Origin of the sequence: Paenibacillus pedocola (assembly GCF_031599675.1) — a bacterium.
In the GTDB taxonomy this organism is placed as follows: Bacteria; Bacillota; Bacilli; order Paenibacillales; family Paenibacillaceae; genus Paenibacillus_AQ; species Paenibacillus_AQ pedocola.
On sequence record NZ_CP134223.1, the window covers coordinates 1,330,357 to 1,355,998 of the forward strand.

Here is a 25,642-nt window from a genome sequence, read left to right on the forward strand (position 1 = left end):
GGCGAGGTAATGCTGCAGTGGTTGTGCGGCGGGGCCGCGATAGCTTTGGGACTGTGCTGGATGCTTCTGCGGCTGAAATGCGGCCGCCGGTATGCCGTGCTGCGCAGCCTGCCGATGGAGGGACTGCGGCTGCGTGGAATTGGAGAACCCTTTCTGCTGCTGATCGAGCGATGGAGAATTGGCAGTCATCTGCCTTCGGTCATGTTCAGAATCCAGCGGTCGCTGCAGCAGAGCTATGGCATGCGCTACAGCTCAGAGCGGACATTAATCTTTATGGCAGAAATGTTCAGCTACAGTTGGCTGTTTATGCTTGGGGGCAGCCTGCTGACCGCCTTCAGCGGTGAGCAGGCCGGAATCATAATCGGCGCGGTCCTGGCGCTGATATTACCGGTTGCGCTGGTTAGTGATCTGCATAAGAAAGTACGGCTGCGTGAACAGAATATTATGCTGGAACTGCCAGAGCTGCTGAACAGCATTGTACTGCTGGTTGGCGCCGGAGAGACTGTGCAGCGGGCGATTATCCGCTGTGTTGAGAGCCGCAAGGGCAACTATAGTCATCCGCTTTATAAAGAATTATTTATTATGACTACGGAATGGGAAGGCGGCTATTCATTCCAGCAGGCTTTCGAGAATTTCAGCAAACGCTGCGCGGTACAGGAGGTGTCACTGTTTACAACGACGGTGCTGCTGAATTACCGCAGAGGCGGTGCAGACTTTGTTCTATCGCTGCGGGATCTTTCCCGGATGTTATGGGAGAAACGGAAGGCGGTCAGCCGGACGCGCGGGGAACAGGCTTCCTCGAAGCTGGTTTTCCCGATGGTGTTAATTTTTTTGATTGTAATTGTGCTGGTGGGAACACCGGCGATCATGATGCTGAAAATGTAGGAGGATGAGGATAATGATGACGACGTTAGCGGAGGCTGCAAAAGGCTTGTGGAAGGATGAAGAGGGGCTGGGCACGCTGGAGATGATTATGATTATTGCGGTTTTGATTGCGGTGGTTCTGGTGTTCCGCACAGAAATTGTGAAGGTGGTCAAGGATTTGATTAGTACAGCCGGAAGTAAGAGCCAGGAAGTTTTTGATTGATGAACCTGAAGAATGACGAAGGCAGCTTCACCATTGAAGCGTCTATGCTGCTGCCAATCATCATGGGGATTACGATGCTGCTGTTGTTTTTTTGCCTGTATACCTACCAAAGGACTATGCTGCTGCAGGTAGCCTCTGTTACGGCAGAACGGGCGGCTTTCAATTGGGATAACAGTCATAAAGGTGCGGAGGGGGCCTTCGCGATTGGGTATTACGATTCGTTGTATTGGCGCATTGGAGAGGATGGATTGCTCACCTCACTTTTTGGCGCAGAAGCCGGTGATGGCGGAGTTCAGCTGACCCTGCCTGCTGCGGGAGGCTCTGGGACATTGCCAGTTGTCAAACTTCAGCAATCGGCAGCGAAGGTTCCGGCTAATATAACTGGTGAACTGGCCTACACCTACAGTCTGACTAGCCGCAAAGTAAGTGCAGAGTTGAAGCGCGTGCTTCATCTGCCGGTGCTGGATGAAATCCTCGAGGATAACGCTGAACCGGAAGTGCAGGTGCAATCGGTTGTTGCAGATCCTGTGGAGTTTATCCGCACCGTGGACCTGATGCGTTATTATGGAGCGAAGTTCAAGGGAAAGGGACAGGACAGCGGTTCCGGGACAAGCATGGAGAAGCAGGACGCAGGCAAGATGCTGACTAAGCTGAAAAAGTAGGCAGCTAGATAAAGTAGGAGATTTTGAGTCTTAAGGAGCGATGGCTCAGGATAACACGCCAGGGGAGGAGGCTTGGTTGAGGATGCTAAAGGCTTTGACTACCGGTCAGCGAAAAGGGCAGACATCCAGACGGAACAACCGGACCGAAGGCTCAGTCTCGATTTTTCTGATCATGGTGCTGGCATTTGTATTTCTGTTCACAGCTGTATTGATTGATTACGCAAGGATTGCCGCGGCGAATGTACAGCAGGAGCGTCTGGCAAGGGCAGCGGTCCGCTCGGTGATGTCCTCATATGATATCAGCCTGCGGGAGAATTACGGCTTGTTCACCTTCGGGGGCGATGACGGAGATCAGCTGCTGTCCGGTGTGCTGAATGATAATTTATACGAGAGCGGTCGGGGGGATGCCTTTAATCTGCTGCCTGTCAAGCTGGATACTTCTTCCTTAACCTGGAGCCGCCCCATTGGGAGCTACGATATCTTCCGCAGGCAGATTGCCGAGGAGATGAAATATAAGGCACCGGTTGACTTCACGCTGGAGCTGGCCGGAAAGTTCAGGCCGCTGTCGGCGGCGATGGGGGAAGCTTCACGTTCAACGAAAGTGCTCGGTAAGCTGCAGCCTTTATATGATGCGCGCGAAGCAGCACTGGATCTCATGATGAAGCGGCGGCGGCAGGCAGCGGAGAGCGGGAGAGTACTGCAGCAGATGATTATGAATCCTCCTCAGGAAAATGTGAACACTCTTTCTCTTGGGAATATTGCATCTGCGGCTGACATTGTGGCCATGTACAGAGATTATGTCGGAAAATACTATGCTGACCTATACCGTGACCGGGAAACGCAGTCTGAAAAGTATCAGCAGGCTCTTGCCCGCTATATAGAGCAAGCTGCCGCTCTGATTTCAGATCTCCCTGGCACTTTGTCCGCTTACAAGCTGGAGCATAACTCTCTGATGGCTGAGGCGAAAGAGGCGCTTAAGCAGGCCGGAGAACTAAATGAGCAAATGAGAAGTGTGCTGGAGCAATCCAGAAACAGCGGGGCTGAGAGCGGTGAAGCTTCGGCAAGTGGATGGGATATTCCAGGCAGCAGCAGTACTGAACTGAGTGCCGAGCCGCTGGCAAAGCTGCGTGAGCAGGAAGACGCGCTGATTCTTACGCCTGCCGAAATCAGCGGGATGGAACAAAACTTGCATGCACAGGAGTTAGCTTCGCAGGCGGTAGAACCGCCGGTTTCCGTCCTGCCGGCCGTGCTGTCCGAAGTCTCCGGGCTGTATGCTGATTTTACCCAAATGAGTACTGCCGTAATAGACGCTTCACATGCCAGCAGTAATTATCTGAACAATTACGGAGATAACGGGGCCGTTATTACAGCCGAAGCAGCCCGGATCGAAGCGCATCGGACCTCGGATGGTGAGCGTAAGCAGCTGGAACGGCAGGTCAAAACCAAGCTTGGAGATGCCATGGAGCTGCTGGAGCAGATACGTGGTCTGGGAGATAGCGCGGAGGCAGCTATGGGGCGGTACGGCACACTCAGGCAATATTATGAGGAGAATATTAAGCTTAATCAGGCGCAGGATCAGGAGACAACAGGGGAATCCGGTAGCGGTACGGATATTTATTCTGCGGGCAGCTCAGCAATGGGGAAGGTGGATGGTCTATATGCCTCCATAGGCAGCATTATGGAGGGCGCGCGGGATAGGTTATTCCAAACAGAATACTCAGCGCTATATTTTCCGTACTTTGATCTTTCTTTGCTGGCACCGGCAGTCTCTGGCCCTGCCGGTGATACAGCCTCTGTGCTGGCAGATCAGCTAGATCCGCATGCCCAGGAGCTGGAGTACATTTTATACGGCTTTCATAATCCGGCAGGAAATGTGGCGGCAGCCTTTGGGGAGATCTTTGCACTCAGGCTGGCTATCCGGACGATGGAGGGTTTTATCGAAAGTGCCCGGCTCAGCAATCCGCTGGCCATTCTGGCTGCGGCACTGCTGTACGGAGTGGAGCAGGCGGTTCAAGATATGCTGCTCCTATGCAAGACTGGAGAGGTTCCGTTGTCCAAATACTTGCCTGCAAAGCTGAATTACCGCGATTACTTGCGCCTGTTTATGCTGCTGCACGGGACGGGGAATGTACAGCTGTCCCGGATGCTGGCCCTGATCAGGCTTGATACAGGAATCAACCCGGCGGAAAGGTTCACTTACGCTTCAGCAGAGATCCGTATGGGCCTGCGGCTGTGGTTTTTGCCGGGTGTGGTGAAGCTGCTGGATTACAGCTCGGCTCTGCCCGGTGATGTGGAAGATAAAGTGTACTACCGGGCAGTGCAGGCTGATTTTTCTTATTAGCAGGAGGTTGGCAGAATGAAGCACTGGTACCAGCAGAGACGATGCAAGCACCAGGATGAAGGCAGTATGGTTGTTGAAGCGGCTATGGTCCTCCCTATGTTTCTTCTGTTCGTCTTATTCCTGATCTTTATCGTTCAGATGACGTTGTATTCGACGGCTCTGCAGAGCACCGCCTCCGACACGGTCAAGATGATCTCAACCCATATCTATCCTGCGGCTTTGGCCGCGCAGAAGTGGGGGGAGCAGGGTAGCGGTACAGCTGATCCGGCAGGTGCCGGCAGCAATAGCGGGAAGGCAGGCGGAGCAGCGGATGGAACAACTGCAGGAGCAGCTGCCGGTTCAACACTGTCTTCCGGCAAGTGGGGTATTCCCCGTCTGTCACTTACGGAATGGAGCGACAGCTATGCAGCTGATCTGCCGGCACCTGTTGATGAGTGGGTCAGATCTGCCGTGCAGCGCGCAGAGGGGCCGCTGCAGGAGCTTCAGGCTGAGGCGTCGCAGTCTGTGCTTGACCTTGCACTTAAGCCTCTGGTCAAGCCGTATCTGGCTACAGATTGGCTGGAATATGACCGGCTTCATGTCTCCAATGTCACCGTTCCGGAGCTGAAGAACGGCACACGCCCCTACTTCGGACTTGTCGTCAGCTACGAGCTGCCGATGAAAGTGCCTTTTTTGAATCGGAGTATCGTTCTTGAAGCCAGCGCGGTAGAACGGCTCTGGATAGGGAATACCGATGCTGCAGGGCAGAGCGGGAATGCCGGAGAGGGCGGGGAGCATGGCTCGATCGTAATACTGGACAAGCCGAATCCCGGAGTTGCCAATCATCAAGGCAGGATCCGGGTCAAGGTTCCGCCGGGAGCATCGGCTAACTTGTCCATTTTCTATAAGAGCGGCCAGAGTACGGCGAAATATTTGGGCTGGAAGCAGGCAGACGAAGCCGGATATATCGAATGGGAGTGGAAAATCGGGGTAAATACGACGCCGGGTTCCTGGCCCTTTGTAATCACTCTGGACGATGGGACCAGCCTGGAAGCAACTTTTACAGTAGTGAAATGATACAGCGGAAGAAGGCGAATTGCAGATGGCGGAGTGGGCTTTTTGGGGCTGCCTGTTCTTTCTGGGGGCGGCATTCATCACGGATTTGCGGCGGATGCGGATACCGAACTGGATCTCCGTGCTTGCTTTGATGACAGGGCTATGTTCAAGGGGATTCATTTACGGCTGGCATGGATTGCTGTTTGCACTTTGTGGTGCATCCGCGGGTTTTGCCGTCCTGCTGCTCATGTATTTCATGGGAGCGGTGGGTGCTGGGGATGTGAAGCTTTTTGCTGGAATTGGGGCCTGGCTGGGGGTATGGTTCTCACTGCAGGTAATTATGTATTCCGTTTTGTTCGGCGCAGTGATCGGTTGGATCATTTTGCTGGCCCGAAGAGAGACAGGCAGGCGCATGCGCAACGTTATCAGCAGGACCGCCGGATTTCTGCTGCTGCGTAATCCCGCATTATTAAGAAGCGGAAAGGACAGCGAGATGCTAAGGTTTCCTTTTATGCTGGCTGTTCTTCCGGGATATTTATGCGCCTATGTCTACCTTTAGATTAGGAGGTGATGCTTGTTGTTCGGACTAAAGCGTGATTTTATACAACAGGATGGTATATCGATGCAGTTGGGGAGCCCTGACGGATTGTCGGCTGCAGAGCTTAACATGGTTCAGGCCAGGATGCTGATGAATACGGTTATTCCCCATCATCTGCGTTTGCTGCTAAGGGAGGTTGATCTGCAGGTTACCCTGGAATATGCTGTCTCCCGCCGTAAAATGCTCAGTCATCTGCTGAAAAGTGAAAGACTGGGTATGGCCGATTTCTTTGGACTGCTGCTGCAGATTACCCGGGGGATTGAAGAGGGCAGGCTGTATATGCTGCGGGCGGAGCAGTACGCACTGCATGAGGACTATATTTTTGTAGATGGGTCACTAAGCAGCGGCAAGGTATATCTAACTTACATACCCTTGCAGTCTGAAAGGCTGCAGGCACCACCTGGAGAGAGCATGAAGTCTCTGATCATGGTGCTTATGGCATCGGTCACAGAGCTTTCCGGAAGCGGGGTCCAAAGACTGCTGCAGTACTGCGGCAGTGAGGATTTCACCATGGCAGGACTCAAAGCGCTTCTGGCAGAGCTGCTGGCTGACGGAATTCCTGTGAGTAGACCCTCCGGAAATACAGATTCTGCTCCGCCGGCTGCAGAGACAATGATAAATCATAACCCACAGGTGATTGCAGCGGTGGAACCAGCTGTGCCGCAGAGATGGTCGTTCACTCAGCCGCAGGTGGACGCAACCATGGCTGGGCAGATTGAAGCTCCATGGAGCAATTCTTTGCCTAAACTCAGATTAAAGGAAGACTCGGACTCGCTTGGTCCTGCAGATACCGTGAATGACGGGAACTTACCTTCCTCCAATAGAACTTATGCTGCATTAGGCGCTGTTTTGGTAGATGCGTTGTTGTGGAAGTTTCTTTATTTGGATCATGCGCTCATGATCTGGTTAATTGTTTGCCTTACAGCGACCTTAATACTGGGAATTCTGTGCTGGATGGTATGGAGTGAAAGATTGACGTTCGGGCGGAATAAGGTGGAGGCTGATAACGAGGAAGAACCTGAGCCGGAAGAGGGAAGGTTAGATAAACACAGGCAGAGCCGCAAGCCGAAGAAGGAGCTGGAGTGGGATTTTGGCAGAAATCCGCAAGTGCCTGTTCGTCCCCTGGCTCCATTCAGGACCGGACGGGAGCCGGCTGCACCGGTTTACCCGGATATTGAGGATATGCGGCACAGGACGGCAGCGGAGGGCAAACATCAACCTGCTCCGGAAGCGGCAACAGCGCTGCTGACGCGAAGCGATGCTCCAGGTAAGGAATGGGAGAAGGCAGAGCGGGCACACGCAGCTCCTTATCTTGAACGAATCCAGACAGATGAAGGCGATATCCGTGAGAGGATTGAACTGAACCGTGCCAGCTTTATTATCGGCCGCTCCCCGGAGGTTGCCCAATATGTAGAGAAGTCCGAGGGAGCCTCAAGGGTGCATGCCGAGATATCAAGGGGCCCGGCAGGGTATATCCTGAAGGATCTGGATTCGAGAAACGGAACGCTGTATCAGGGAGCTCCGATGATCCCCTACAAAGAATATCCGCTGACTGAAGGGAGTGTGTTTACAATCGTAAAAGGCTGTTACACCTTCCGTTCAGCCTGAGAACAGGCCGGGGAGAACGGGCATGCCTCACTCTGATTTAAGCTGCTCCAGTGCTGGCTGCAAGGTTGGATAAGTGAAGGTGAAGCCATGATTCACCGCTTTGGCCGGAAGCACCCGCTGGCCCTCCAGCAGGATTTCCGAGAGTTCACCGACAGCTGCCTTTAATAACACGGCAGGAACCGGAAACCAATGCGGACGATGATATACTTTGCCGATCATTTTGCCGAACTGCCCGTTAGTTACGGGATTAGGGGCCGTGGCATTGACCGGGCCTGTAATTTCCGGGGTGCGGATACAGAAATCGATCAGACGGGCGATATCCTCAAGGTGGATCCAGGAGAGCCATTGCTTCCCGTTGCCGATCCTGCCGCCGAAACCAAGGGAATAGGGTAGCTTCATTTTGGGGAAAGCTCCGCTTTCGTTACCCAGAACTACACCAGTACGCAGTTTGATCAGCCGTACCCCCTGATAAGCTTCATCCGCAGCGGCTTCCCAGGTCTTTACGACTTCTGAAGGAAAGTCCATGACCCGGGCTGGTGAATCTTCGTCAAAGGTATCATTCAGTGATGTACCGTAAATGGCGACAGCAGAGGCTTGGAGGATAACGGGCGGTTTATGCACGAGGGCATGAAGCAGTTTACCGGCGGCGCTAACGGTTTCAAGCCGGGACTGCATAATTGCTTTCTTCCCGCTTGGACTCCAGCGCTGGCTGAGTGAGGCTCCGGCAAGATTAACTAGAGCATCCGCCTTTTCAGCAATTTCGGGAGTGACAGCAAGGTCATCCCAAGTTGTGTAGCTGAGGGCCGGATGAGCCGGTTTACTCTTCGGCGGTTTTCGTCCGACTACAATGATTTGATGTCCGGCAGCAAGCCAGTATTCCGTGAGCTCACGGCCGATGAATCCGCTGCCGCCGCAGATGATATATTTCATGAATGAATCCTCCCGTCAGGATACGTCTTACTTGATAAGGTGCCGGTAGGGAGTGTAGTCGATGCCGTTCTTCTCAAGAAAGGTAACGAGAAACCGGTTGTCCCTTCGCGGAGTGGCAACGATGTAGCCCTTGATGCAGTGCTCACGGGTCACGGCCGGAGCATCGCTTTCTACAGCGATCTTACCGATCTCGGCAGCGATCGAATGTTTGGCGATATCGCGGAATGGCCCTGGAACCGGTTGCACCAGCTGATCCAGAAACGCCTTCATTTCATCGCTCCATAGCGGACGGCTGCGTTCGACCCAATAGTTCTGCCAGTCAAGCTTGGATTTGCCGTCAGCTTTGGGCAGCACCTTCAGGAATTTGCGGAACATAAAGAAGCCGCCGATGCACATGCAGCCCAGCAGTAGAAAGGTCCAAAATGCGATAGAGTTCATAAACCAATTGCTTGGTGTCGACGATAATAAACTGAAATCAGACATGTATACACCGCCTTTGACAATGATGATTGTCACAAATCTTCATCTTACCTAAAGTATAGCGTATTTCTAAAGTTTTGCGAAGCCAAAGCACTGCACAGGAGCTTGCCTAGATTTATTTTCCCGATCACGGTAGAATAAGGGTTAATTCGTGAAGGAAAGAGGGAATAAAGGCATGCTGAAAATAGGTTCACATGTGTCCTGCGCGGACAAGGGGCTCTTAAGCGCGGCTAATGAAGCAAATGAGTATGGTTCCAGCTCGTTCATGATATATACGGGAGCGCCGCAAAATACACGCCGTAAGCCGATTGAAGCGATGTATCCTGCCGAAGGGAAACTGGCAATGAAGGCTAACGGCGTTGAAGAGATCGTCGTGCACGCTCCATATATTATTAATCTGGGCTCTTATAAGGACAACACATATCAGCTTGCTGTTGACTTCCTGCAGGAGGAGATCCGTCGTACTCATGAGCTTGAGGTCAAGCATATTGTACTTCATCCGGGAGCTTACACAGACAAGGACGCGGAATACGGAATCCAGCGGATTGCTGACGGTCTGAACGAGGTGCTTGGCGGTACAAACGAGACAGAAGTGCATATTGCCCTGGAGACGATGGCAGGGAAAGGGACAGAAATCGGCCGCAGCTTCGAGGAGATTGCCTCCATTATTGACAAGGTCGTACATAATGAGCGGCTGTCCATCTGTCTGGATACCTGTCACATCCATGATGCGGGTTACGATATTGTGGGTGATCTGGACGGCGTCCTGCGTCAGTTTGACGAGATTATCGGTCTCAAGCGGCTGGGTGTTGTCCATATCAATGACAGCAAAAATCCGCGCGGAGCAGGCAAGGACCGCCATACTCCCATTGGTTCAGGCTGGATAGGCTTCGAGACGATCAACAAGGTTGTCCACCACGAAGCGCTTTCAGGTCTGCCGTTTATTCTGGAGACGCCATGGATCGGGAAGGATGCGAAAAAGCTGCGCCCGATGTACGAGATCGAAATCGCCCTGCTGCGCGGTAATGTGGCTGAACGGTTCGGAGCAGATTTTCTGCAGGAAGTGGAAGAGCTGCATTCTTTCTTTGCCAAGCAGGAGATGGATTCCCGTCAGTATGTACTTGATGTATGGGATCTGCTCAAAAATGATGCCAAGGCCAAAAAGGCTGATCCGCGTGAGCCGCTGGAACGGCTTTACGATAATGTTGCTGCAGCCGGACTCTTTCCGCAGCTTAGCGAGGAAGCCGTCAATCAGCGCTTAATCGCCTGGCTGGCAGGTAAACAGGTGCTCGTGAACGCTTAAACTAGACATACGTTAGATTGCGCAAGTAGATGAGAGGATGGACAGCGGACTATGGAATTACATGTGAAAAGAGATCATTCTACAGGCGGACAATATCCGAACCGGGCACGCATGCTCATTTCTTGTCCTGACGGGCCGGGAATCGTAGCGGCCGTGTCGCATTTTTTATACCAGCAAGGTGCCAACATCGTGCAGTCTGACCAATATACCATGGATCCGGACGGCGGTATGTTTTTCATGAGAGTGGAGTTTGATCTGCCCAAGCTTGATGAGCGGCTGGATGAGGTGCGCTCCATCTTCGGGGGTGTCGCCGAGCGTTTTAAGATGGACTGGCAGATTTTCAATGTGAGCTATAAGAAGAAGCTTGCGATCTTTGTATCCAAAGAGGATCACTGTCTGGTCGAACTGCTCTGGCAATGGCAGGCCGGTGATCTGGATGCGGATATTGCTCTTGTAGTCAGCAACCACACAGATATGCAGGCCTATGTTGAATCCTTTGGCATACCGTTCCACCATATTCCGGTTACAGCGGATACGAAGGCGGAAGCGGAGCAGCGCCAGCTGGAGGTCATTGGAGACAATATTGATGTGATCATTCTGGCCCGGTACATGCAGATTATCTCCCCTTCGTTCATCGAGCATTACCGGCACCGGATTATCAATATCCACCACTCGTTCCTGCCAGCATTCGTAGGCGGTAAACCTTACGCCCAGGCGTATCAGCGCGGAGTGAAGATTATCGGAGCTACCGCCCACTATGTCACGGAAGAGCTGGATGGCGGTCCAATCATTGAGCAGGACGTGCAGCGGGTCAGCCACAGCGACGATGTGAGCGAGCTGAAACGAATCGGACGTACCATCGAGCGGGTAGTATTGGCCCGTGCTGTGAAATGGCATATCGAGGACAGAATTCTGGTACACCACAATAAGACAGTAGTATTCAATTAACTGTAATTCCCACACATTACAATCTAATATTTTTGTTTGTTTAATTAGGTGAAAAAGCATTTTACCGGCATTTTGGCTACGTCTGCCAAAGTGCCTTTTTTCGTGGGCAAAAACCGGTTTTCAAAGGAGGTAAGAGGCTTGGCTTCACAACGAGGAACTCTGTTAAAACGTAATTATTTCTTTGCCTTTCTAATCTTGCTTGCCGGTTTCGGTGGGCTGCTCGGCTACGATCTATATTTCAAGCCTTATGTGTTGTCGCAGACGGTAGTCAAGATTAAGGTGGCTGACGGCGGCTTTTTACCCAAAAACTATGAACTGAAGCAAAGTGATCTTTACCTCGACTCGGTTCAGACGAAAGATGTCCCATCAGGCGTAATCACAGAAATTACCCAGGTGGAGCACAAGATTACCAATGTGAATCTGATGGATGGCAGCATTCTGACGGCATCGCTGGTAGATGTCAGTGATCTGGAGCCGCAGCAGGATGAGGGGATATTTCCGATCCCCAAGGAAGCCATCTATGCCATCAACGGTTCGCTGCGCAGCAGGGATAAGGTGGATATTTACCTGGTTGAGGGCGATTCACCGAATAAAGAACGGAGTGGCGGCACAACAGCTGAGACAGGCGCTCCGGGAGCGGTAACAGGGGGATCTGAACCGATAAGACCTGCCCGAAAGGTGTTCCTGAGCGGTGTCACCGTAAACTATGTGCGTTCAGAGGATAACAATGATGTACTGGACTCGGAGAATGGCAATACCAATAACCGTGTCACTTCAACCGGCAAGGTTGCGGCACCGGAATTGAAGCTGAAGAAAAGCGATGGTGAGCTGCTCGGGCAATATCTGGAGCAGGGCAAGAAGCTGTGGATTGTACGCGTTGAATAGAAGGGAGGGAGCGGCCTTGAAAATATTCAGTCTGGGCATGGATCAACTGACGATTAATGAGATTAAGCTGGCCGGTTTTACAGTTGTAACGCAAAATGTACTGCCTGAACCCGCCCATGCCGAAGGGCACCTGCTGATGGTTACAAGCGAACAGGTGCCGGTTAGTGCCTTAAGTGAGCTGAGCCGGAAGTTTCCGCGCTCCACGATCCTGTATGTATATCTGCAAAAAGGAGTACGCGGCTACCAGGCTATTCATATGCTGTGCGAAAGCCTCGGGATATGCTTTATTCCGCCGCGCTCCACATCCTCGGCAATGATCGAAAAGCTGCGGTACATCATAGAGGAGGAGCATGAGGAACGCGGAAATCTGGTCGGTTTTTTCGGCTCGGGTCCAGGGATCGGCTGCACTAGTGTAGCTAAGCTGTTCGCCAGACGGATTGCTGCAGCAGGTCTAAGGGTGATTTTGCTGGGAATGGATCTGTATGATCCCGGATATGACCGTAAACCAGCTATAAGCTTGGATAGACTGCGTCCCAGGATTACAGGGAAGATGCTCCATGGCGAGGATTTTGAAGGGCTAGTCAAGCAGGACGGATATTCCTATTTACCTGGCAATTTCGATTTCCTAAGTGTCCACGATTATCAGGAGGAGGAGATTGAATATCTGCTGGCGGAAGCAGGTGCGAACGCAGACGTGGTTGTTGCTGATTTTGGCTCCATTCCTGAGAGTTCTGCATGGTACGTGGGTATGCAGAAATCAGCACTGCGTATGATGGTCACGCACCCCAGGCATGAATACCGGCTTCAAGCGCTACTGGAGCTGACCGGGCATATGGATCTGCATCCTCAGGATTTCCAGTGGATCATTAACCGCAGCAATGTGGACGAAATGACCTCACCCAAAAGTCTGGCGCTGCGCTTGGGCAGTGAGATTCTGCTCGAGCTGCCATACTACCAGCCGCTTACTGACAGTATGCCCCTTGGCAAAAAAGAACTCCAGCATGTAGATGACAAGGTTCACGCACTGTTAGTGTCGCTGGGTCTTGCGCTGGAAGTGCGGAAGAAGGGGATTTTCCAATGATCGAATACCGTGAAGAAATCTGGCAGGAACAGCCGCGGGAGAAGGGGCAATATTCTAAACGGGAACCGCTATGGCCACCCAATGAGCTTAGGGATAATACGTTTCCTATTCCGGCAGCCCGCCGTCCTTTCTCCCTGAAACAGAGTGTTTTGCGTACCAGTAAGCCAGGGAAAGAGGATTTTTACGGCTTCCTGCACAAGATGAAAAGCGACATGAACGCCGGGCTGGAGCGGGAAGATGACGGTTATTTTGAACTGAATGCCAAGGCGCTGATTGGCGATCCGCAGGCGGTCAGCTTTTTTATGAACGAAATTGAAAAGTATTTGCGCAAAACACCATTTACCGGCGTGGTACCTGAGGCATACCGGACTGCAGCAGAGGCGCTATTTCATGAATGGAAAGGTTTTGGCCCGGCTTACCGCTGGTTCACAGACCGTGCGTACAGCGAATCTACCGGACTGCAGATGATCGGACGGCAAATCTTTTACAACCATCGCGGCAGGTTTGTCGCCTATCCCTATGACATGCCCTCGCTGGACCGGGTGGAGCAGCTGAAACGTTCCCTCCTCAAAAGCGACCCTAACAAAAAACTGAACAAGGACAACCCTTCGGTAGAGTTCAAAATGGATGATCCGCTGTGGCCCGGAAGGTTCATCCGGCTTGCCATCTGGGTGTCGCCCAGGGTGTGGGAAGGATTTACGACGATTTCGATGCGGCGCCAGGTGGTGGAGTTTCTTGATCTGGAGGATCAGGCCGGTACAGAGTGTATTCCTGCGGAGGCCATAGAGCTGATCCGTGCACTGTCCGGAACGTTCCGCAATACGATCATTGCCGGCGCAGTCGGTTCAGGCAAAACCACCTTCGCCAATACGATTGTCGGTGAGCAGCTTCTGGGTTCTGCCTCCTGCATGGGGGTAGTGATGATTGAGAAGCATCCAGAGTCGATTCTGCCGTACCAGATCAAGGGGCACCGGATTATTCCGATACAGGCGGCCAATGAAGAGCTGATGGAGGTCGGGGTGGAGTCGCTGCGCCACGATCCGAACATCCTTTATATGACGGAAATGCGCTACAACGAGTGGGAGTTCTATCTATGGAGCGGCGAGAAAGGCTACGACGGGATCACCGGAACTTTTCATACTGTTGACTCGGAGGATATTCCTTATCAGGGGGCTTTTGCAGTGTCCACGAGGATTGGTGGCAGCCTAAAGGGGCATCTGATCTCAGCATTGAAGTCCTGCGAGCTGGTCTTTATTCTTGAAAGCGTACCGGACGGGAAAAAGCGGCTGGCGCGGATTTCCGAGGTGTTCTATGACGAAGAGCTCAACTCGGTATTCGCAAATGATCTGATACGCTGGGAGGAGGAGCAGTCGGCCTGGAGCTATAATGACAAGCTGACGGAGAAGCTGATGACGAAGATGCGGAAGAAAAATGCGCGTGCCATGCGTGTGCTGATGCAGGAACTGGGACACCTGGCTGCGATGAAGCCTATGGAGCACCCGCTGAAGGAGAGCCTTAAATCCAGGATTGTACTCAACGAATGAGGAGGCATGGAGCGTGGACTTTATCTTATATCTGATTCGCTTTGCTCTTCATTTGCTGGTCGCCTGGGGGCTATGGCAGATGGTGAAGCCGCTGGTTGAACGTCACTTGAGGCAGCTTGGGCTGAATATAGATCAGCATATGAAGCTTAGAAGGAGCCTTCTCCGCAAAAGAATCAGCAAGGTTAAAAAAAGGCTGTGGCTGTACAGGCATTTAGACGACCTGCTCTATTTTGCCCACCGGAGGTATGAGCCGGGCATCAGTGTTATGCGTTTTGTCATGCGTACGGCTTTTCTGTTTATAGCAGTGTTTCTGTCTACCTTGCTTACATTGCGTGAGCTGCCGGGACATATGAGCTTTAACAATCCGTTTCTGGAGGGGATCAGCTTTGGGGAACGGCAGCCGGTTCATGAGGTTTGGCGGCTTCCGCTGTTTGTGGCAGTGATTGCGGGGAGCATTCCTTATCTACGGATGAGATACAACTATGCGCAGAGAAAGGTGCGCGGCAGCTACGATCTGCTTGACGTGATCAAGATTGCGACCAAATTCACACATTTATCGGCGGATTCTATTTTGGCCAGAACGGCAGATTTATTGACTGAGGAGAATGTCTTGAAGACGCCCTTGAGGCTGCTGAGTGCAGCATTTGCCAATTACTGCAATGAATTTGAGCTTAATGAACAGGCAGCTAGATTCTCGGATGCGATAGGCACGACTTTTGCCGTAGAGTTTGTGTCTGATCTGCTGTACTGCGAGAAGGAAGGGACACGTTATCTGAAAAGCTCGCTCATGATGCTCAACCGTTCCATGGAACAGCAGCGCGACACTATTCTGACGGTAAAAGCAGGCAGCAGGGATGCGATCAGTCTGGGCCTGTACGGAAATCTGGTAGTGCTGGTTTCTTCAGTCGGGACGTTTATGTATATGCTGAAGCCGGATGTCTACTTTAAGCTGCAGTTTCAGACTACCGTAGGTCTTACCTTTCTGATGGTTATCATCTCCGGGCTGTTTATTTCTTTCATTATCAGTACGATACTCGCCAGACCCAAACTGGACTACCACTAGAGGTGATGAATGATGGATCGGTTATTGCTTTTGATTGCGGTGTGCGGAGTGGTCTATCTTGCATTGCTGGTTTTTGTGAGCAGCAGCACTAAGCAGGAGCGTTATGCTCTTAGGCTTGGAGTAAAGTGGAAAGCACTTGGGGAAAAAGTGCACAACGAACGGCTGCAGCAGCTGCTGCAATCCGCCGGCCTTTCCATATCCGCAGGCAAAATCACACTTTTTCGCTATTCAGCAGCATTAATTTATGTAGCAGTTCAGGCGGCGGGCGATTTCATTCGTGGGGTGCCTTTTTCCATGATGGATTTGCTGATCGCTATGCTTATTGTAATAATTAGCAGTCCTAAACGGTATTTGCCGTTTGGCTGGCTGCTGTCCTGGCTGCATCAGAAGACACTGATTCAAAAAGACGGCGAGCTCATCTCCTTCATCCGGCTATATGAAAACAACCGGCTGCGTAAGCGCGGGTATGTACAGTTTGGCTCTTTTTGTGCAGGAACAGCCAGCCATTTTCATTATATCCGCCAGGATTTGTATGAGCTCTCCGAGCGGGCGGTGGATGAAGGCACGGAGCGGGCAATCGAATGGTTTTGCGGGAATTTTCCGGCCGGTCATGTCTTTATTAACGATATCCGTTCGATTTTGCTGGCAACCGAAGGGATGGATGACGACACCGAAGCGGCCAATTATTTGCGGGAGCAGGGCAAGATTATCACCAAAATCTCCAGCGACCAATATCTGAAGAAGTGGTCCTTCATCGGCGATATCTCGACCATCATTAACGTAATCCCGTCCATCGCCACCTTTCTGATGATTGTTTCGCTGGCCATGCAGTACATCATGCTGATTAAAGGGAACTTTAATGGGGTTGGGATGTTTCAGTGAATTACAGCAGTAGGGATTTTGTGAATGCTGCAAAAAAATGAAGTGTTAAGATTTTTGTTATATTCAAGCATCGATTAAAAATATAAAATTAAAAGGGAGATATTAACAATGAAAAAAGACGCTATTTCTACGGGTTTGTTTATCGCTATCGGATTCCTCTGTGTTGCTATTGTCATCGCCATCCTGATTCCTGTAGTACGTGATGTGATCAATGATGCAGATGACAACAGACCAGATATTCCAGGTGTAAGTGTAACTATGATCCAGCCCACAGAGCTCGGTCAAACCCCGGCAGTACAAGCTTCTACCAGTCCTATGGTCTAAGCGGTATGAAAAAAGACTCGATCTCTATCGCTATGTTTTTGGCTATCGGGTTTGTGATTGCCGGGATTTTTATCGGGGCGGCCACAAATATCATTGGCGGAAGTCAGGATGACATTATCGCGCATACCAAGCAAGTAGAGCAGTACTAAGGAGGAGTTTGGGTGAAGGAAACCGTCCTCCGGGCATTATTTATGTGGCTTGTTTTGTTCATTATTCTGCAGCCCATCTTTACGTATATCGATTATTTACTTGATTTGCAGGTCAAAGCCAACACATCCTACATTACGCAAAAGGCCGCTACAGAAGGGATTGTGACAGCTTCGATGAAAAGTGAGGTGATTGCTAACCTGAAGGCGGTGGGTTTTCCTGAAGCTTCTATTGTAATCTCAAGCAGTACGGAAACCGTGCAGGAGCGTAAGCAGCGGATTGATGTATACATCACCGCGCCCCGGTTAAATCTGTTTCCCTATAATTTCTCCGGTATGTCTCAGCCGACAAGTTATTACGGACACGGTTCAATAATGAGCGAGTATCTCGATTAATTGAGGGATGATCTAAACTATGGATTATGTTATCAAACTCGCTTTTGTCCTCCTGATCTTTGTCTACTCCTGGTTTTTTCAAATTCAAAATCAGGAGTGGGACATGCTGCGCAGCATGTTAAAGGATGCCAATAACATTGCTGTCCATGATGCATCGCAGGAACTAAACGAAAGCGCAAGAGCGCAAGGCAGGCTTATCATCGATCCCGCTGAAGCATACGCCACCTTCCTGGAGTCACTTCAGCGTAATCTGGGACTTGACGACGGTCTGTCCCCCCTGGAGGGGAGCAGGCTGCAAACCCGGGTGAAGATTGTGAAGTTCGATATCGTAGACGATTCCACCGGCGTAACTTTTCCGCTCCTCTATGAGGATAGTACATACGGCATCACCAAATACATACAAGGTCCTTCCGTCATTGCAGTGATTGAGACGCAGCATCCCGTCCTGATCTCGCGTGCAAAGGTCCAAGAGGCTATTATCGTACCGGCAGTTCAGGAGTACAAGCTGAATGATTAATTTATAATTTTTTCGGTTGGAAGGTACCAAGCAAAGTGATCTTAAATATCCGCTCATAAACAATCTATAACACTATTAAGGGGAGAAACAATAATGAATAAAATGATTCTTAGAGTATCTGTTGCTGCAATGCTAGTTGGACAGCTTTTAACACTAGGTGGTATTACTCAAAAAAATCATGTTGCAGCAGCAGCGGCTACTACAAAAACACCTGCAATGACCGACAACTTTTTTAAGTATGGTATGGAAAAAACGCAAGATTTGCCGGCTACGATCGATGCCGATGGACTTTCTTACACTCTGCACAAGGTAATGATATATGATGTTAACTCGAAAGATGCGCAAACTATTTGGAAAACATATAAGTTTCTTCCCCTCAATTTGTATCCAAAAGCGAAGTATTTGATATGGACGAAAATTACTATAACTAATAAAACTTCCCGGACTATTCGAAGAGATATGCAAGATCTTAGTCAAAAGTGGAGAGTGTCTGTAGACCATGCTTTGAATAATGGCGAAGGATATTTCCTATCTCCAGGAGATCCGAATTATCCAATCAATAGCAAAGAAGCCTTAGGTAATTTTGTAATTAAACCAAATCAATCAATTACCTCTTACGAAGCCTACTACGTAAAGGTCAAGCCAAGATATTTTTTTGTTACGCTTATAAATCAAAGTAATTTGAAGACTCTTTATCTTGTGGATCCGGACGGTGTAGGGAAATGAGGAGATTAGGATCACTTCTGCTCACTGGTATTCTCATTGTATCCAGTCTGTTTTCGCAGACTGGATCAGCTTCTGGATCAGGAAATCAAACAGGAGCAATTTCTGTTCCTGTTTCTACAGGACTTGTTGGTGATGATAACAGTGCAAAAGCATTTACACTTGATTTACCGTCAGGTGTAAATGCATCATCCATAAACCTAAGTAGTCTAAAGTATAATGGCACGAACGCTGTGAATTCGTTACAGATCAGTAATGGTAAGATTTCACTTAACTTAAAAGGTGTTTCAGCGAGCAAAACAATTCAAGTAAAAGGGCTACTTAGTGGGCAAGACAAATTTTATACACAGATCGGCAATAGCATTTGGCGTTATGCCGATGGTCGCACATGGCAAATTAATGATTACAGCCCTAGTACCGATACCATGACTAAAAAGGATCTACCAGCACCAGATTCCACCTATCCATCAGAAAGAGTCCCAAAAGTTACAGTAAATGCTGCATCTAATCAGACCACAGTGGGTCGTTTTTGGAAAACGTTAGATATGGTACCCGTTGCAGAAAAATATGTCGATCAAAACACTATTGGTATTACAATTTCTGATGTAGATGCTTGGATAACAAATGCGTACCCAAGGGGGAATAAAATTATTATTGCCTATCAAATCCCCATCTCAGCGGATGATAAAGGTGGATGGGACAATGTAACCGGCACGGCCAATCCTCCTGTAGTCTATCCAGCAATGGGAAGATTTTATAAGGCTGGCGTTTATTATTACTATACTGCAACTGCCAATATTCCAACATATTCCTATAATGGTACTGTAACCTTCGACTATTCTTTACCCACCGAGCCCATTCTCATTGGAGAAGTGAATCTCATCAAACCAAATCCTAACCCGACTGAAGCAACAGGAAGCGATATACCTGTAGTAATTTCATTAAAAGGGACCTTGGAAGCCTATACGGACACTTCCAATATTCAGGAATGGGTATTCTACGCGAAGGAGTCGAATAATGACGCCTCGCTGTTAGTGAAGAAAGACTATGTAAAAAAACTAAGCAGTACACAAGAATTCACATTCTACATTAAAAAGGAAAAGGCCGCTGCTACAACCTTTAAACAGGAGTATGCCCTAACGGTAACTGTTCGTTTTACCAAACCGATTATTACTCCCGATGGACCCATAAGCAGCTTAACGCAATCACTGACCTCAAGCGCCAGTACATATAATGGACCCAAGCCATCGAGTGGGCCAAATCCCACGCCGCTGCCTTCAACTGGTAAACCACCGGAAGCCAGAATAACTATGCCGGACCAGGTTGTAGCCGGTGAGAAGTTTATCGTATCCGGAGCAGATTCCTTTGATCCGGATGGAACGATCGTGAAATATACCTGGCAGCATCCTAATGTGGAGGATGCTTTATACGGCAAATCGAGTGACACCGGGTATGGTTTGGATTCCATTAACACGACCCAAACCATCACACTCACTGTGGTGGATAATGACGGTCTTACAGCAACGACATCTCGCGATATTAAGGTTGTGGCCCCAGCGCCGGCTGCTAAGTTACAAGTCCTTGGGACGTTAAAAGAAAATCGTAAAATAACACTGCACAATGCCAGTAAGAATGCTGCAGATGATTTTCCGATGATTCCAGGCAAAACAAAGTTTACGATTTCTGCAGTTTCCGGAGGGACAAATGCAGATATAAAGTACAGTGGAAGCCTGACTGGGACGGATAATGCAGACATATTGATTAAAGTCGCAGGACAGTATAAAGCCACTTTGTATGTAGAAAATACTGCGGGCTATTCGGCAACGAAATCGATCAACTTCAACGTCCAGCCCGACCAAGCCCCTGCCCCCTATATCTCCATGCCGAATACTGTTTACCGGGACCCAACAAACGGGAACAAGGCAAGTGTAACCGTAGATGACCTCTCCATATCTCCGGACTATGATTATTTAGCAAAGCGAGTGTGGGAGTATAGATATGATTCAGATAACGATGGGAACTATGCTGAAGAAGCATGGGTGCTCCTGGATAACGGTAATCTGGATCGGATTAATTTCTATCCAACTGAAGTGGGGCGTTACGAAATTCGTATAACAACGAAAGAAGAGTTTGGTCAACCGACAATAGATCAATTTGTCACAGTAAATGATCGTAAATCGGCGGATACAGCGACCCAGAATGTGGCTGAACGAGTCGTTACAGTACTGAATCGTCCTCCATTATCGGACTGGTCATGGTAGAAGAGGGAGAATCACATGAAATTTAACCGTTTAGTCTCCAAGATTTCTAAATATAGCCGGGTTATTAAACTCACTAAAATTACCTTATGCTTTGTGTTATTGTTCACCCTTATACCTGTTTTAAAGCAAGATGAAGCTTCTGCATTAGATACAACATATGTAAACTATATGGACGTGGAAGTTCCTGCTTTCAGTGGAACTATTACAATGCCAGATGATTGGCGGGCACCGGTCTTTAATTCGTGGACAGCGCGGACTGATGATCCGTATTGGGCTTATTATGTAAAATCAACAGTGACTGCCTATAGAAGCAGCTTCAAGGTTACCAACATAAAATGGAACCGCGTGACAAGAGTACTAACCTATAACTTGTCAGACATTAATTATTGGATGACGGTTGACAGAGGGCCAGGAAAAGATCCGCTTTATTGGAATAATAAGAGTATATATTCTTCGCCATACGTGGATGTTCAAGGTTGGGTTAAGGGCGATTTTCAAGAGTCGCTCGAGAATGGTGGAAATACTAATTTAACAAGAGAGATGTTTGCGCCTTATTACTATACAAAGGAGTTTACCGGGTCAGCGCCAGGACTTATTTATAAGACTAATTTTGCTAAAGGTGATGATTATTATCATCCTGCTCCAGTACAAGATCATTTAGATCTTTCCATACCAGCGGCTAGTTATAGTTTGGATTATTCCCAACCTGCAATTGCCGGTTGGGGCCGCTTATTGGTCAGTGATCCGAAAATGATCCGCCATGTCTTTCTTTTTACTGATAATTTATATAATGGACGTTATAGTGAATGGCCATTGATTGACTTTGCAGACGCAAAGCTAGAAGTAAACTCCCCTCCAACCTTAAATCTGATGACACAAAACGGAGCTACCATTCTTAACGAAAGCGGGCAGGACATATTTAATGTTACCGGCTACGTACAAGATCCGGATAACGAAACATTAGATGTAATCGTTGAAATCCCTAATGTGTATTACCGGAAAATAAAAGTATATAACTCCTATACTTCGCAGCAGTTTACCATTCCTATAGATGCTATCGACGATTCCCTGCAGCCTGGGAGTTATACGGGGACCGTTACGGTTGTAGATAGGCATAACTATAAAGCAAGCGGTCAGTTTAACTTCAACGTTAAAAACAAACTGAAGAACAAAAACTATTATCTGATTAATTCACCATTTGAAATAGGCAGTACTTACTCAGACTATGAATCCGATCCGCAGTACAGTGTCCGATTCCGATACGATCAAGATTCTAGCTTTTTTGATAATCCGATGGGCACGATTTATGATTCAGGACTATGGAGAGGAACAATGTATACCTCATTGCCGTACTCCGGGTTATATAACGCAATTGTGCAGGTTCGGGACAATCCGAAAAATGACCGTTTCGATGAATTCCGGCTTTGGAGCGGAGATAATCAGTCCAGCCTTATATTTTTGATTCATCGGAAGCCAACCGCTCTCTTCTCGGCAAGGCTAATCGGGAACACAATTCAAGTGACAGACAACTCATTTGACATTGACCACACCACTGCATCCAATAAGGGGTTAATCGAACATCAGTGGCAATGGCGAAAGGTAGGGGATGAAGTCTGGACTGACGGGCAGCTGAGTTCCCGGCTGACAAATGACGCATACGAAATACGTTTACGGGTAAGAGATATGGATGGAGCTCTTGGATTAGGGGTTTGGAGCGACTGGGCTTCACAAGTAGTAGGTACGGGTTCAAACCTGCCTCCAGTTGCCAACTTTATTATTGATCCAATTAATGTAAGCTATCGTAAAAGCACAACAATAACAGATAAATCGTATGATCCGGATAACGATTACCTGGATACGTATGAGTGGATTATCCGAAAAAATGGAGGCCAGGTATACTACAATTACGGTTCCTATGTTACCCCTCCCAGCTTAACGAATTACGGTGTCGGCAGTTACGAGGTGATTTTGCGGGTTAGAGATAACCGGGGGGCCTGGTCCAATTATTATTCTCAATGGGTTACAGTTATCAATAATAAGCCAAATGCACAATTTACGATGCCAACTCAGGTATATCGTGATGATGTGGTGACGATGGAAAATACAACCCCTGATCCGGATGCGGATGGTGACGCACTCTCCTACACCTGGTATGGACGTAAGGGCAATAGCAGCTATATCTATAGCGGCAGCAATCGTAACCAAAATGTAGCCATCCGGAATCTGATTAGTGGGCTCGGAATCACGGACAAAGAGGCGATCTCACAGGACTGGGAAATGCGGTTGAATGTATCGGACGGAAGCCAGGAAGCATATGCCACGCGGGTGTTTGAAATTTTGAATCACGTTCCTACAACAGATATTTCGGGGCCGGCCGCTGCTACTCAGTACACCACCCAAACTTACACATCTGGAGCAACAGATCTGGATAGTGCGGATATCAGCAGTTTGCAGTATTACTGGCGGGTGATCGACAGCGAGGGTCAGGCCACCCTATTGCGCAATAATAAATCAGTTAGCGTGACATTCTACCATACCGGAGTTTACACCATTGAGCACTGGGCCGTAGATCAGATAGGTGCAAAATCTATTATTGCCAGTCTGAAGGTGACAATAAACGAGAACTTAGCTCCGGCTATGACCTTGACTGCTCCTGCAGGTACGTCAGCAAGTCCAACAATTATCGATGCAAGCATAGCTGGTGATCCGTTAATCAAATGGACATATGTGGATCCGGAGAATGATCCTCAAGAGCAGTACAGGCTCGAATTTTATACAAAAGAAAGCATTCTTGCTAAAACTATTGAGAATTCAGATAGTACCGGAGCATTGCGGCAATATCAAATTCCCAACGGTAACTTTGAAAGATTTAAATTATTTACAATCTTGGGCCGGGTATATTCCATGAACTCCTGGTCCGAAGTTTCCAACGAGAAAACCTTCATCATCGACAACCCCCCGCAGCCGGGATTTACGCTCATGACCGATACTGGCCGCAACGCTGCCCAAGTACCGATCTACCGCACAGATAGCCTTACGGTTCAGGGCACCGCAACAGATGCGGATACAGCCAAAGGCGATAGCATCAGCTATAAATACTACTTGAAGCCTTCCGGCGGAACAGAAGAGCTCGCCAGCTCACAGAGTGCTTTTACCAAGCAGTTTAGCACTAACGGAATTTTCACCCTGCGGCAGGTTGTGACGGACTCACTGGGGCTGTCGAGAGAGCTGGTACAGAATATCAGCGTAGCAAACCGCATCCCGATTTCAAACATTACTTATCCATCCAGCACCAGCCAGAGCGCTCCTACAGTGGTCAGTACATTGACTCCCGTAATCAAATGGGATTATCAGGATGACGACGGAGATGCGCAGCAGCGGTATAAAGTGAGGGTTATTAATTTAACTACAGGGGCTGTTACTGTTCAGTCAGGAGAGCAGACTTCAAGTGTGCAGCAGTGGCAGATTCCAGCGGGTGCATTAGTGGAGAACCAGAAATATGCAGTTGAAGCTGAGGTGTATGACGGTTTTAGCTGGAGCAGCGTATCGGCGCGGAAATATTTTATGGTCAATTTATTGACGGTACAGGGCATGGTGCGGCATACGGCGGAATGGAACATAAACCGTCAGGCTTACAATATGAACAAGAGCGGTACGGCGGAGAATCCGCGGGGTTATCATGTCTTTTGGGCGGGGGAGCGTTTTGTGCTCCAGGCGAACACAACAGGACTTCCAGATTCGGTTGAAGTGACCATGGCCGGAGGTTATAGAGCCATGCTGCATCCAACAGACGCCAACAAAACCCAATGGACTGGTGAGCTGTATGATCCCGGTTTTGAGAAGCTGCCGGATGGTCCGGTTACATTTACTTTTACGGCAAGGAATGAATGGAATACCAAGACGGATACTGTGACGGTATCGATCCTGGGAGATTGGAGTGAATATTTTCAGAGCCACAGGATAAAATAATCACTTCCGAGCCAGTAGAGCGTGTCTGCAACGGGCGGAGGGCTGATCGCTAGACGATCCCCTCGGTCCGTTCTTCGCTTACCCGGAGCATTCGGGCCCCCAGGGCGGAGGTTGAAAATGCGGGCGTTTTGGGTGAGGGTATGTAGGAGCTGCCTCTTGTGAGGTACATGTAGTAGGATAACTTGCCGCTGAAAATTTTATGGGCGCATAGGGATTCTGCGAAGTCTTCCGGTGTCACGAAACAGGAGGGCTTGGCAACCGGCTGGAACGCGGCCTCTTCAAATACTGAGGCGACAAAATGGGAGCAGAAATAAGCATCCTCCCGGTCGAATTTGACGTTCAGCAGCACTCCGATCAGACCCAGCAGATGATATTTATAGCGTTCCTGGTTCTCCATCATGCCTTGCACATGGTTGTACATGGCTTCGTATTCTTCTTCACTGACGTTCAGCTGGTAGATAGCGCAGTCTGCAGTGCTGTAGAAGGGGTGAATGAAGTTTTCGCGGATAAGGCCGGCAACGAACGGATTATGCACTTTTTTGCGTCCAAAGCTGTATACTTCGTCCAGTCTGCTGTCAAAGGCGATCGAAGCATGGTTCAGCTCAGCTTTTGTGAACCATTTAATAATTCCGCTAAAGGCGGTCCCCGTTCCGGTTAGTACAATATAGATATGTTTGCTCTTACCCATACTATAAAATCCTTTCTGCTGGAAGTATTGGATAATCCGGTAAATTTCTTAATGAAGTACCTCCATCTTACTGTATAATCCTGCTTTGGAAAACAAACTTTAGTCTTGACCTGAAACTAGACTTAAGGCTAAGTAAATGCAAATAAATACGCTCTACTTGACTCCGGCCAG

General features: G+C 49.2%; 24 protein-coding genes. 21 read left to right on the forward strand and 3 right to left on the reverse strand.

Features of this window, described 5'->3' with window-relative positions; all coding sequences use genetic code 11:
- The first annotated feature begins 9 nt into the window (after positions 1-9).
- The 7 genes from QU597_RS05800 to QU597_RS05830 all read left to right on the forward strand — a co-directional run bounded on the left by QU597_RS05800 (position 10) and on the right by QU597_RS05830 (position 7,331).
- On the forward strand, positions 10-885 hold the full coding sequence (locus QU597_RS05800; protein WP_310831770.1) for a type II secretion system F family protein: 876 nt from the start codon (positions 10-12) through the stop codon (positions 883-885).
- A 13-nt stretch (positions 886-898) separates the two neighbouring features.
- On the forward strand, positions 899-1,087 hold the full coding sequence (locus tag QU597_RS05805) for a Flp1 family type IVb pilin (RefSeq protein WP_310831771.1): 189 nt from the start codon (positions 899-901) through the stop codon (positions 1,085-1,087).
- Positions 1,087-1,749 (forward strand): TadE/TadG family type IV pilus assembly protein, encoded by a 663-nt coding sequence (locus tag QU597_RS05810; RefSeq protein ID WP_310831772.1) that lies wholly within the window; start codon positions 1,087-1,089, stop codon positions 1,747-1,749. The genes QU597_RS05805 and QU597_RS05810 overlap by 1 nt, the downstream gene beginning before the upstream one ends.
- Before the next feature lie 82 nt (positions 1,750-1,831).
- Positions 1,832-4,090: a hypothetical protein gene (locus QU597_RS05815; RefSeq protein ID WP_310831773.1), complete on the forward strand. Its 2,259-nt coding sequence runs from the start codon at positions 1,832-1,834 to the stop codon at positions 4,088-4,090.
- A gap of 15 nt (positions 4,091-4,105) precedes the next feature.
- On the forward strand, positions 4,106-5,146 hold the full coding sequence (locus QU597_RS05820; protein WP_310831774.1) for a TadE/TadG family type IV pilus assembly protein: 1,041 nt from the start codon (positions 4,106-4,108) through the stop codon (positions 5,144-5,146).
- A gap of 25 nt (positions 5,147-5,171) precedes the next feature.
- Positions 5,172-5,684, forward strand: coding sequence for an A24 family peptidase (locus QU597_RS05825; protein WP_310831775.1), 513 nt, complete (start codon positions 5,172-5,174; stop codon positions 5,682-5,684).
- Positions 5,685-5,747: 63 nt separating this feature from the next.
- Entirely contained in the window at positions 5,748-7,331 is a 1,584-nt protein-coding gene (locus QU597_RS05830; RefSeq protein WP_310831776.1) for a DUF6382 and FHA domain-containing protein, read from the forward strand.
- A 27-nt stretch (positions 7,332-7,358) separates the two neighbouring features.
- Here QU597_RS05830 and QU597_RS05835 read toward each other — a convergent pair whose 3' ends face one another.
- Entirely contained in the window at positions 7,359-8,261 is a 903-nt protein-coding gene (locus QU597_RS05835; protein WP_310831778.1) for a TIGR01777 family oxidoreductase, read from the reverse strand.
- 27 nt (positions 8,262-8,288) lie between these two features.
- Entirely contained in the window at positions 8,289-8,744 is a 456-nt protein-coding gene (locus QU597_RS05840) for a DUF2621 family protein (RefSeq protein ID WP_310833241.1), read from the reverse strand.
- Between the two features lie 172 nt (positions 8,745-8,916).
- On the opposite strand from QU597_RS05840, the gene QU597_RS05845 reads away from it, so the two are divergent.
- The 14 genes from QU597_RS05845 to QU597_RS05910 all read left to right on the forward strand — a co-directional run bounded on the left by QU597_RS05845 (position 8,917) and on the right by QU597_RS05910 (position 24,783).
- Positions 8,917-10,044: a deoxyribonuclease IV gene (locus QU597_RS05845; protein ID WP_310831779.1), complete on the forward strand. Its 1,128-nt coding sequence runs from the start codon at positions 8,917-8,919 to the stop codon at positions 10,042-10,044.
- 51 nt (positions 10,045-10,095) lie between these two features.
- Positions 10,096-10,992, forward strand: coding sequence for a formyltetrahydrofolate deformylase (gene purU, locus QU597_RS05850; RefSeq protein WP_310831780.1), 897 nt, complete (start codon positions 10,096-10,098; stop codon positions 10,990-10,992).
- Positions 10,993-11,130: 138 nt separating this feature from the next.
- Positions 11,131-11,877, forward strand: a complete 747-nt coding sequence (locus QU597_RS05855) for a CpaB family protein (RefSeq protein WP_310831781.1) — start codon at positions 11,131-11,133, stop codon at positions 11,875-11,877.
- A 16-nt stretch (positions 11,878-11,893) separates the two neighbouring features.
- Positions 11,894-12,958, forward strand: coding sequence for a P-loop NTPase family protein (locus QU597_RS05860; protein WP_310831782.1), 1,065 nt, complete (start codon positions 11,894-11,896; stop codon positions 12,956-12,958).
- Entirely contained in the window at positions 12,955-14,502 is a 1,548-nt protein-coding gene (locus QU597_RS05865; RefSeq protein WP_310831783.1) for an ATPase, T2SS/T4P/T4SS family, read from the forward strand. The genes QU597_RS05860 and QU597_RS05865 overlap by 4 nt, the downstream gene beginning before the upstream one ends.
- 13 nt (positions 14,503-14,515) lie before the next feature.
- The gene (locus QU597_RS05870) at positions 14,516-15,565 is read left to right on the forward strand and encodes a hypothetical protein (RefSeq protein WP_310831784.1); all 1,050 of its coding nucleotides are present in this window, start codon (positions 14,516-14,518) and stop codon (positions 15,563-15,565) included.
- A 9-nt stretch (positions 15,566-15,574) separates the two neighbouring features.
- The gene (locus tag QU597_RS05875) at positions 15,575-16,447 is read left to right on the forward strand and encodes a hypothetical protein (RefSeq protein ID WP_310831785.1); all 873 of its coding nucleotides are present in this window, start codon (positions 15,575-15,577) and stop codon (positions 16,445-16,447) included.
- Positions 16,448-16,555: 108 nt separating this feature from the next.
- Positions 16,556-16,771 carry a hypothetical protein gene (locus QU597_RS05880; protein ID WP_310831786.1) on the forward strand — a complete coding sequence of 72 codons (216 nt, stop codon included), beginning with the start codon at positions 16,556-16,558 and terminating at the stop codon, positions 16,769-16,771.
- 5 nt (positions 16,772-16,776) lie between these two features.
- Positions 16,777-16,920, forward strand: coding sequence for a hypothetical protein (locus tag QU597_RS05885; RefSeq protein WP_159067672.1), 144 nt, complete (start codon positions 16,777-16,779; stop codon positions 16,918-16,920).
- Between the two features lie 12 nt (positions 16,921-16,932).
- A complete protein-coding gene (locus tag QU597_RS05890; RefSeq protein WP_310831787.1) occupies positions 16,933-17,313 on the forward strand; it encodes a hypothetical protein in 381 nt (126 codons plus the stop codon).
- 19 nt (positions 17,314-17,332) lie between these two features.
- On the forward strand, positions 17,333-17,830 hold the full coding sequence (locus tag QU597_RS05895) for a hypothetical protein (RefSeq protein WP_310831788.1): 498 nt from the start codon (positions 17,333-17,335) through the stop codon (positions 17,828-17,830).
- A gap of 93 nt (positions 17,831-17,923) precedes the next feature.
- Positions 17,924-18,556: a hypothetical protein gene (locus QU597_RS05900; protein ID WP_310831789.1), complete on the forward strand. Its 633-nt coding sequence runs from the start codon at positions 17,924-17,926 to the stop codon at positions 18,554-18,556.
- Positions 18,553-20,814, forward strand: a complete 2,262-nt coding sequence (locus QU597_RS05905; RefSeq protein WP_310831790.1) for a hypothetical protein — start codon at positions 18,553-18,555, stop codon at positions 20,812-20,814. The genes QU597_RS05900 and QU597_RS05905 overlap by 4 nt, the downstream gene beginning before the upstream one ends.
- Before the next feature lie 15 nt (positions 20,815-20,829).
- The gene (locus QU597_RS05910; RefSeq protein WP_310831791.1) at positions 20,830-24,783 is read left to right on the forward strand and encodes a glycoside hydrolase family 78 protein; all 3,954 of its coding nucleotides are present in this window, start codon (positions 20,830-20,832) and stop codon (positions 24,781-24,783) included.
- Between the two features lie 49 nt (positions 24,784-24,832).
- On the opposite strand, the gene QU597_RS05915 is transcribed toward QU597_RS05910, so the two are convergent.
- On the reverse strand, positions 24,833-25,471 hold the full coding sequence (locus QU597_RS05915) for a hypothetical protein (RefSeq protein ID WP_310831792.1): 639 nt from the start codon (positions 25,469-25,471) through the stop codon (positions 24,833-24,835).
- Between the last annotated feature and the right edge of the window lie 171 nt (positions 25,472-25,642).

What these genes read in the sequence shown, in the direction of transcription:
- QU597_RS05800 (WP_310831770.1), top strand. Translation starts at nt 10, where the DNA reads ATGCTGCAGTGGTTGTGCGGCGGGGCCGCGATAGCTTTGGGACTGTGC.
- QU597_RS05805 (WP_310831771.1), top strand. Translation starts at nt 899, where the DNA reads ATGATGACGACGTTAGCGGAGGCTGCAAAAGGCTTGTGGAAGGATGAA.
- QU597_RS05810 (WP_310831772.1), top strand. Translation starts at nt 1,087, where the DNA reads ATGAACCTGAAGAATGACGAAGGCAGCTTCACCATTGAAGCGTCTATG.
- QU597_RS05815 (WP_310831773.1), top strand. Translation starts at nt 1,832, where the DNA reads ATGCTAAAGGCTTTGACTACCGGTCAGCGAAAAGGGCAGACATCCAGA.
- QU597_RS05820 (WP_310831774.1), top strand. Translation starts at nt 4,106, where the DNA reads ATGAAGCACTGGTACCAGCAGAGACGATGCAAGCACCAGGATGAAGGC.
- QU597_RS05825 (WP_310831775.1), top strand. Translation starts at nt 5,172, where the DNA reads ATGGCGGAGTGGGCTTTTTGGGGCTGCCTGTTCTTTCTGGGGGCGGCA.
- QU597_RS05830 (WP_310831776.1), top strand. Translation starts at nt 5,748, where the DNA reads ATGCAGTTGGGGAGCCCTGACGGATTGTCGGCTGCAGAGCTTAACATG.
- QU597_RS05835 (WP_310831778.1), bottom strand. Translation starts at nt 8,261, where the DNA reads ATGAAATATATCATCTGCGGCGGCAGCGGATTCATCGGCCGTGAGCTC.
- QU597_RS05840 (WP_310833241.1), bottom strand. Translation starts at nt 8,744, where the DNA reads ATGTCTGATTTCAGTTTATTATCGTCGACACCAAGCAATTGGTTTATG.
- QU597_RS05845 (WP_310831779.1), top strand. Translation starts at nt 8,917, where the DNA reads ATGCTGAAAATAGGTTCACATGTGTCCTGCGCGGACAAGGGGCTCTTA.
- purU (WP_310831780.1), top strand. Translation starts at nt 10,096, where the DNA reads ATGGAATTACATGTGAAAAGAGATCATTCTACAGGCGGACAATATCCG.
- QU597_RS05865 (WP_310831783.1), top strand. Translation starts at nt 12,955, where the DNA reads ATGATCGAATACCGTGAAGAAATCTGGCAGGAACAGCCGCGGGAGAAG.
- QU597_RS05875 (WP_310831785.1), top strand. Translation starts at nt 15,575, where the DNA reads ATGATGGATCGGTTATTGCTTTTGATTGCGGTGTGCGGAGTGGTCTAT.
- QU597_RS05880 (WP_310831786.1), top strand. Translation starts at nt 16,556, where the DNA reads ATGAAAAAAGACGCTATTTCTACGGGTTTGTTTATCGCTATCGGATTC.
- QU597_RS05885 (WP_159067672.1), top strand. Translation starts at nt 16,777, where the DNA reads ATGAAAAAAGACTCGATCTCTATCGCTATGTTTTTGGCTATCGGGTTT.
- QU597_RS05895 (WP_310831788.1), top strand. Translation starts at nt 17,333, where the DNA reads ATGGATTATGTTATCAAACTCGCTTTTGTCCTCCTGATCTTTGTCTAC.
- QU597_RS05900 (WP_310831789.1), top strand. Translation starts at nt 17,924, where the DNA reads ATGAATAAAATGATTCTTAGAGTATCTGTTGCTGCAATGCTAGTTGGA.
- QU597_RS05905 (WP_310831790.1), top strand. Translation starts at nt 18,553, where the DNA reads ATGAGGAGATTAGGATCACTTCTGCTCACTGGTATTCTCATTGTATCC.
- QU597_RS05910 (WP_310831791.1), top strand. Translation starts at nt 20,830, where the DNA reads ATGAAATTTAACCGTTTAGTCTCCAAGATTTCTAAATATAGCCGGGTT.
- QU597_RS05915 (WP_310831792.1), bottom strand. Translation starts at nt 25,471, where the DNA reads ATGGGTAAGAGCAAACATATCTATATTGTACTAACCGGAACGGGGACC.